Origin of the sequence: Phytopseudomonas seleniipraecipitans (genome assembly GCF_900102335.1) — a bacterium.
Classification (GTDB): Bacteria; Pseudomonadota; Gammaproteobacteria; order Pseudomonadales; family Pseudomonadaceae; genus Aquipseudomonas; species Aquipseudomonas seleniipraecipitans.
In genome coordinates this window covers 284,789-291,207 of record NZ_FNBM01000006.1, presented here as the reverse complement: position 1 = coordinate 291,207, position 6,419 = coordinate 284,789, and the positions used below count along the sequence as shown (strand labels likewise).

General features: G+C 59.8%; 8 protein-coding genes. 3 read left to right on the top strand and 5 right to left on the bottom strand.

Annotation, left to right across the window (positions count from 1 at the left end):
- Positions 1–300, top strand: a 300-nt coding sequence (locus BLS60_RS14935) for an integrase core domain-containing protein (protein ID WP_143024608.1), incomplete at its 5' end; no start/stop codon positions are given.
- Between the two features lie 16 nt (positions 301–316).
- Here BLS60_RS14935 and BLS60_RS14930 read toward each other — a convergent pair.
- Positions 317–754 carry a VOC family protein gene (locus BLS60_RS14930; RefSeq protein ID WP_092369479.1) on the bottom strand — a complete coding sequence of 146 codons (438 nt, stop codon included), beginning with the start codon at positions 752–754 and terminating at the stop codon, positions 317–319.
- A gap of 119 nt (positions 755–873) precedes the next feature.
- Between BLS60_RS14930 and gorA the strand changes: the two genes are divergently transcribed.
- Both gorA and BLS60_RS14920 read left to right on the top strand, forming a co-directional pair.
- Complete coding sequence (gene gorA, locus BLS60_RS14925) at positions 874–2,229, top strand: glutathione-disulfide reductase (RefSeq protein WP_092369476.1); 1,356 nt, start codon at positions 874–876, stop codon at positions 2,227–2,229.
- A gap of 7 nt (positions 2,230–2,236) precedes the next feature.
- On the top strand, positions 2,237–2,860 hold the full coding sequence (locus BLS60_RS14920; protein WP_070883201.1) for a trimeric intracellular cation channel family protein: 624 nt from the start codon (positions 2,237–2,239) through the stop codon (positions 2,858–2,860).
- Positions 2,861–2,887: 27 nt separating this feature from the next.
- Here the strand turns inward: BLS60_RS14920 and tcyN are convergent, their stop codons facing one another.
- From tcyN to BLS60_RS14900, 4 genes are all read right to left on the bottom strand, one after another.
- Positions 2,888–3,649 (bottom strand): L-cystine ABC transporter ATP-binding protein TcyN, encoded by a 762-nt coding sequence (gene tcyN, locus BLS60_RS14915; protein ID WP_092369514.1) that lies wholly within the window; start codon positions 3,647–3,649, stop codon positions 2,888–2,890.
- Positions 3,650–3,675: 26 nt separating this feature from the next.
- On the bottom strand, positions 3,676–4,344 hold the full coding sequence (gene tcyL / locus BLS60_RS14910; RefSeq protein WP_070883180.1) for a cystine ABC transporter permease: 669 nt from the start codon (positions 4,342–4,344) through the stop codon (positions 3,676–3,678).
- Complete coding sequence (gene tcyJ / locus BLS60_RS14905; RefSeq protein ID WP_092369473.1) at positions 4,341–5,138, bottom strand: cystine ABC transporter substrate-binding protein; 798 nt, start codon at positions 5,136–5,138, stop codon at positions 4,341–4,343. The genes tcyL and tcyJ overlap by 4 nt, the downstream gene beginning before the upstream one ends.
- Before the next feature lie 86 nt (positions 5,139–5,224).
- Positions 5,225–6,223 (bottom strand): D-cysteine desulfhydrase, encoded by a 999-nt coding sequence (locus BLS60_RS14900; RefSeq protein WP_070883182.1) that lies wholly within the window; start codon positions 6,221–6,223, stop codon positions 5,225–5,227.
- Positions 6,224–6,419: the final 196 nt, after the last annotated feature.

The window sequence follows — 6,419 nt, the reverse complement described above, 5'->3', positions numbered from 1 at the left end:
ATCCATCACTCCGATCGCGGCATCCAGTATTGCTCGGCGCTCTACCAAGCGCTGCACAAGTATCACGGTGTGCAGTGTTCGATGACCGATGGCTACGACTGCTATCAGAACGCGCTTGCGGAGCGGGTTAACGGAATTCTGAAGAGCGAACTGCTGCTGCGCAGCTCCAGTGATTTAGAGCAGGCTAGGTCGATGGTCAACGAGGCGGTCAGGATCTATAACACGGAGCGTCCACATCTGGCCCTGAAATACAAAACGCCCGATGCGGTGCATCGGGCGTTTTTGGAACCACAAATCTAACTGAAACGGTGTAAACCTATTTCAGGACTAGACAGGCTGCGTTGATGGGGCGGGCGCCCGGGCCGAGCGGTTGCCCGAAGCTGAATTCAATGTAATGCCCGGCCGGGTCCCGAACACCGCAGTAATAGCCAACCGGGTAGGGCTCGTCGCGCTGCGCCCAGATCAGGCAGCCAGCTGCCTCGGCTTTGGCGGCGATGGCATCGACTTCTTCGCGGCTGTTCAGGGCAAAGCCGAAGTGACTGTAATCGTTGCTCGCCAGCTTGCGTGGCTGGCCGCCGGGCATGATCACGAAGATGAACTCGCTTTCCCGGCCGGGCTCGGCCATCCAGACAATCTGTGAGCCTTTGCCGGGCCGGCGGTGAATGACCTGCATGCCGCAGAAATCTTCGTAGAACGTGATGCAGGCTGGCAGATCAGGCACGTGCAACGCGAGGTGGGTGAGGATGGGGCGCATGGTCTTACTCCTCTGTTAATGGCTCTAGACCTGCTGCAGCAACGATAAGTTTGGCTTGAGCGCCGGGCGGGCAGAGCGGCCCGTTTACGGTATGCTTTGCACCTGTTCAGGAGGCTGTGATGACCTACGATTTCGACCTATTTGTAATCGGTGCCGGTTCCGGCGGTGTGCGTGCTGCGCGTTTTTCGGCGGGATACGGGGCGCGCGTGGCGGTGGCGGAAAGCCGCTACCTGGGCGGCACCTGCGTCAACGTCGGCTGTGTGCCGAAGAAACTCCTGGTCTACGGCGCCCAGTTTGCCGATGACTTCGAACAAGCCTCGGGTTTTGGCTGGACGCCTGACGAGGCCACGTTCAGCTGGCCGACGCTGATCGCCAACAAGAACCGCGAAATCGAACGCCTCAACGGCATCTACCGCACGCTGTTGCTCAACAGCGGCGTGACCCTGCTTGAAGGCCACGCCCGGTTGCTCGACGAGCACAGCGTCGAAGTCGACGGTAAACGCTACAGCGCCGAGCGTATCCTGATCGCCACCGGTGGCTGGCCGCACATCCCAGATATCCCCGGGCGCGAGCATGCCATCAACTCCAACCAGGTGTTCTACCTGGAGCAACTGCCCAAGCGCGTTCTGGTGGTTGGCGGTGGTTACATTGCCGTTGAGTTCGCCTCGATCTTCAACGGTATGGGCGCCAAGACGTCACTGCTGTATCGCGGTGATCTGTTCCTGCGCGGTTTCGATGCCTCGCTGCGCACCCACCTGCATCAAGAACTGAGCAAACGCGGCCTGGACGTGCAGTTCAACACCGATATCGTGCGTATCGACAAACAGCCTGATGGCAGCCTGCAAGCCACCCTGAAGGATGGCAGCACGCTGCAGGCCGACTGCATTTTTTATGCGACCGGACGGCGCCCGATGCTCGACAACCTGGGCCTGGAAAACACCAGTGTGAGCCTGGATGACAAAGGCTATATCGAGGTCAATGAACAGTACGAGACCAAGGCGCCTTCGATTCTGGCCATTGGTGACGTGATCGGTCGTGTGCAACTGACGCCGGTGGCGCTGGCTGAAGGCATGGCCGTGGCGCGCCGGCTGTTCAAGCCCGACGAATACCGTCCGGTCGATTATCGAATGATCCCCACCGCGGTATTCAGCCTGCCCAACATCGGCACCGTCGGGCTGAGTGAAGAGCAGGCGCGCCAGGCAGGCCATGAAGTGACGGTCTTTGAAAGCCGCTTCCGGCCGATGAAGCTGACCCTCACCGGTAGCGACGAGCGCACGCTGATGAAGCTGGTGGTCGATGCCAAGACCGATCGCGTGCTGGGCTGCCACATGGTGGGCCCCGATGCCGGCGAGATCGTTCAGGGCCTGGCCATTGCACTGAAGGCGGGGGCGACCAAACAGATATTCGATGAAACCATCGGCGTACACCCGAGTGCCGCCGAGGAATTCGTTACCTTGCGTACTCCGGTGAACTGACTTGTCGATGAGCCAGCTGTTCTATCTCGCGGATCTGTTCGGGGTGGCGGTGTTCGCCATCACCGGCGCGCTGATGGCCGGACGCAAGTCCATGGATCTGTTTGGCGTGCTGGTCATCGCCATCATCACCGCGCTGGGTGGCGGCACCTTGCGCGATGTGATCCTCGATAACCATCCGGTCAGCTGGATCCGCAACGACACCTATATCCTGGTCGCCTCGCTGGCAGCGGTCGGTACGGTGATCTGGGTGCGTCTGACGCGGCCGATCCACGAAAAGGGCCTGCTGATTGCCGATGCCTTCGGCCTGGCAGTGTTTACCGTAATCGGTACCGAAGTGGCGCTGCAGTACGCCATGCCATCCAGTACGGCAGTGATCATGGGCATCATGACCGGCGTTGCCGGCGGTGTGATGCGCGACGTTATCTGCAACGAGATCCCGCTGATCTTCAAGAAGGAAATCTACGCCACTGCCTGCCTGGCCGGTGCGGTGACCTTCGTGCTGATGCGCATGCTGGAAACGCCGCACTGGCTGGATACCGGCATTTCCATGCTGGTGGTGCTGGCAATTCGGCTTGCGGCTATTCGCTGGCGCTTTTCGCTGCCCAGGTTTCACTTGCTCGATCGCGACTGACAATCGGCTGTCGTTGCTGCTGAACGCTTAAGGCGCGCCCTCGGCAGCGCCGAGAAACTTGCTGAGAAACTGCTGCGTGCGTGCCTGCTTGGGCGCGCTGAGCAGCTCGCGGGCATCGCCCTGTTCAACGATAACGCCGTTGTCGATGAATATCGCGCGGTTGGCCACGTCTCTGGCAAAGCTCATCTCGTGAGTGACGATCACCAGAGTGCGCTTTTCTTCGGCCAGCGCGCGAATAGTCGCCAACACCTCGCCAACCAGTTCCGGGTCCAGCGCTGAAGTCGGTTCGTCAAAGAGGATCACCTGCGGTTCCATGGCCAGCGCCCGAGCAATTGCCACGCGCTGTTGCTGCCCGCCAGAGAGGCGTTTCGGAAAAGCATCTTCCTTGCCTGCCAAACCGACTTTGGCCAGCAGCTGCCGACCCAACTCGACGGCTTGTGGGCGAGGCTGCTTCTTCACCACTACCGGGCCTTCGATGACGTTTTCCAGGGCGGTTCGGTGAGGAAACAGGTTGAAGCTCTGGAACACGAAGCCGACGTGCTGGCGCAGCTTGCGGATCAGTCCCTGCTGCTGACTGATCGGTTTGCTGGCGTCGATCTCGATGTCAGCCACGCGAATGCTGCCGCTATCCGGGGTTTCCAGCAGGTTGAGGCAGCGTAGCAGGGTGGTCTTGCCCGAGCCGCTGGGGCCGATGATGGCGACGACTTCGCCGGGCGCGATATCCAGATCGATACCGGCCAGAACGGTCTGGCCCTTGAAGGCTTTGGTCAGGTTGCGAACGGTGATCATGTTTCTGTTCAGGTCCGATAGGGCCATCAGTTTTCCGCCTCATGGCGGTTGACCCGCGCTTCCAGTCGGTTTTGCAGATGCGCCAGCACGCTGGAGAGTATCCAATAGATCAAGGTGGCCGCCAGGTACATGGTGAAGACTTCGTATGTACGCGCCGTGATCAGCTGCGCCTGGCGAAACAGCTCTGGCACCTGGATGGTCGCGGCCAGCGCAGTGTCCTTGACCAGCGAGATGAAGCTGTTCCCCAGCGGCGGCAGGGCAGTACGCGCTGCCTGTGGCAGGATGGCGCGCAGCATCGTCTGGCTCTTGCTCATGCCAATGCTGGCCGCCGCTTCCCATTGGCCACGATCAATAGAAGCGATGGCCGCACGCATGATCTCTGCGACGTAGGCCGCCATGTTCAGCGAAAAGCCAATCAGTGCGGCGGTCAGCGGCTCCAGTTGCAGCCCCAGCTCCGGCAGGCCGAAGTAGATGATGAATAGCTGCACCAGCAGCGGTGTACCCCGGAAGAACGAGATATACACCCTGGCCAACCAGCCCAATGGCGCGATGGCGTAGAGCCTGATCAACGCAAGCCCGAAGCCCAGCAGCATGCCGAAAAACATGCCGCCGAGGCTCAGTACGATCGTCCAAATGGCTCCCTTGAGCAGAAACGGCAGGGAATCCAGCACCAACTGCAGGTTGTCTTGCATCATTGCGTGACGTCAGCCTTGAACCACTTTTCAGAGAGTTGTTTCAACGTGCCGTCACTACGCAGCTTTTCAACGGCCTTATTGATGGCCGCAAGCAGTTCGGGGTTGCCTTTGCGCATCGCGATACCCGATTCCTGGCGGGAGAAGGCCTCACCAGCGACAGCCATGCGGTCACCGGTTTTAGCGACCATTTCGAACGCTGCCAGGCGGTCAACAAGGATCACGTCGATGCGGCCCACATTGAGATCCTGGAACTTGCTCGGGTCGTCGTCGTAGGTGCGAATATCGGCCTGCGGGACGTTCTCCTTCAGCCACTGTTCGTAGTTGGTACCGAGGCCCACACCGACCTTTTTACCGGCCAGATCGGCCGACGTCTTGATGGTGTCAGCTTCGTTTTTACGGGTCAGGGCCTGGATGCCGGATACGGTGTAGGGCGTGGAAAAATCGTACTTCTTCTTGCGCTCATCGGAGATGGTGACCTGATTGATCACAATGTCGATGCGGCCCGATTCGAGGGAGGCGAGAATGCCGTCCCACTTGGTCGGCTGAAAGCTGACTTTCACGTCCAGCTCTTTGGCCAGCGCGGTGGCGAGGTCCACTTCGAACCCGGCCAGCTTGCCGCTCTCGTCCTGAAAGTTGAACGGCGGGTAAGTGCCTTCAAGGCCCACCTTGATACTGCCGTTGTCTTTGATCTTCTGCAGATCATCAGCGGCGAAAGCCTGACTGCCAACGCCGGCAAAGAGCGCAAGGCCGAGACTACCGATCAGGAAATGGCGACGCAGTGTGGCGATTGTCATGGTTGAGCCTCGGACAGTGGATTGGGACGCAGCACTCTAGAGATGCTTGGCCGGTCGAGAAAATAACTAAAAATTATATAGATAAATCAGAGCGTCAACGATTGATAGGCAAACAGCGCGGGCGCGCCGCCGGTGTGCAGGAAAATGATCGGCTTGCCTTCCTCGAACGAGCCCTTGTGAATGCCGTCCAGCAAGCCGGCAAACGCTTTGCCGGTATACACCGGGTCGAGCAACAGCCCCTGGCTGCTGGCGAGCAGGCGGATTGCATCCAGGGTGCCGGTATTCGGCTCACCGTACCGGGGGCCGTAATACTCATCCCACAGCTCGATGGACAGGCTCTCCGGCACGCTGATGCCCAGCAGCTCCGCGGTACGGTCAATCAGCCCGAGTACCTTGTTTCGCTGCAATTCGGCGGATCGCGAAACCGTGACGCCGATCACGCGCCACTCCGGCAATACATGGGCCAGCGACAGCGCAATGCCAGCGTGAGTCGCGCCGCTACCTGATGCCAGCACCAGGGTGCCAGCCGGGAACTGCTTGTCCGCGATCTGCTCGGCGAGTTCCAGCCCCGCCTTCACATAGCCGAGCGTACCGAGTGCGTTCGACCCGCCGATGGGGATCACATAAGGCTGCTTGCCGGTTGCACGCAGCCGCTCGGCCTTGGCCATCAGCAGCATGTCCGGTTCGTCCAGGTTATCGACGACCTCCACACGAGTACCAAATAGGTCCAGCAGCAAGCGATTGCCGTTGTGCAGGTAGTTCTGCTCCTGGGTATCGATTGGGTTTTCCAGCAGCGCGACGCAGGCGAGGCCGAGCTTGGCCGCCAGGGCCGCTGTCTGACGCACATGGTTGGACTGGATCGCACCTGCCGTGATGAGCGTATCGGCATGCTGCGCCATGGCATCGGCACCGAGGTACTCCAGCTTGCGCGCTTTGTTGCCGCCGAGGGCGAAAAGCGTCAGGTCATCGCGCTTGACCCAAATGTCACGGCCAGCGTGATGCGAGAGGCGCACCAAGTGTTGCAGCGGTGTGGCATGGGGAACCAGTTCGAGGCGCTCGAAGCGGCTCAGGGCGTCACTGATCATGGCGGGCACCGCGGCAGGATGGATGACTAACACTTTAGAAGTGACAGCCCGAAACACAACAAGTGCATAGCATCTCTATATTCTTAAAAGAAATATATGGATGAATTAAAAGTATTTTCATCGTATAAACGACAGCCTTATTGTCAGCGCGCCGTCGTATCAGGTTACGGCTGACCCATCACCATGCCGCTGTAGA

What these genes read in the sequence shown, in the direction of transcription:
- BLS60_RS14930 (WP_092369479.1), bottom strand. Translation starts at nt 754, where the DNA reads ATGCGCCCCATCCTCACCCACCTCGCGTTGCACGTGCCTGATCTGCCA.
- gorA (WP_092369476.1), top strand. Translation starts at nt 874, where the DNA reads ATGACCTACGATTTCGACCTATTTGTAATCGGTGCCGGTTCCGGCGGT.
- BLS60_RS14920 (WP_070883201.1), top strand. Translation starts at nt 2,237, where the DNA reads ATGAGCCAGCTGTTCTATCTCGCGGATCTGTTCGGGGTGGCGGTGTTC.
- tcyN (WP_092369514.1), bottom strand. Translation starts at nt 3,649, where the DNA reads ATGATCACCGTTCGCAACCTGACCAAAGCCTTCAAGGGCCAGACCGTT.
- tcyL (WP_070883180.1), bottom strand. Translation starts at nt 4,344, where the DNA reads ATGATGCAAGACAACCTGCAGTTGGTGCTGGATTCCCTGCCGTTTCTG.
- tcyJ (WP_092369473.1), bottom strand. Translation starts at nt 5,138, where the DNA reads ATGACAATCGCCACACTGCGTCGCCATTTCCTGATCGGTAGTCTCGGC.
- BLS60_RS14900 (WP_070883182.1), bottom strand. Translation starts at nt 6,223, where the DNA reads ATGATCAGTGACGCCCTGAGCCGCTTCGAGCGCCTCGAACTGGTTCCC.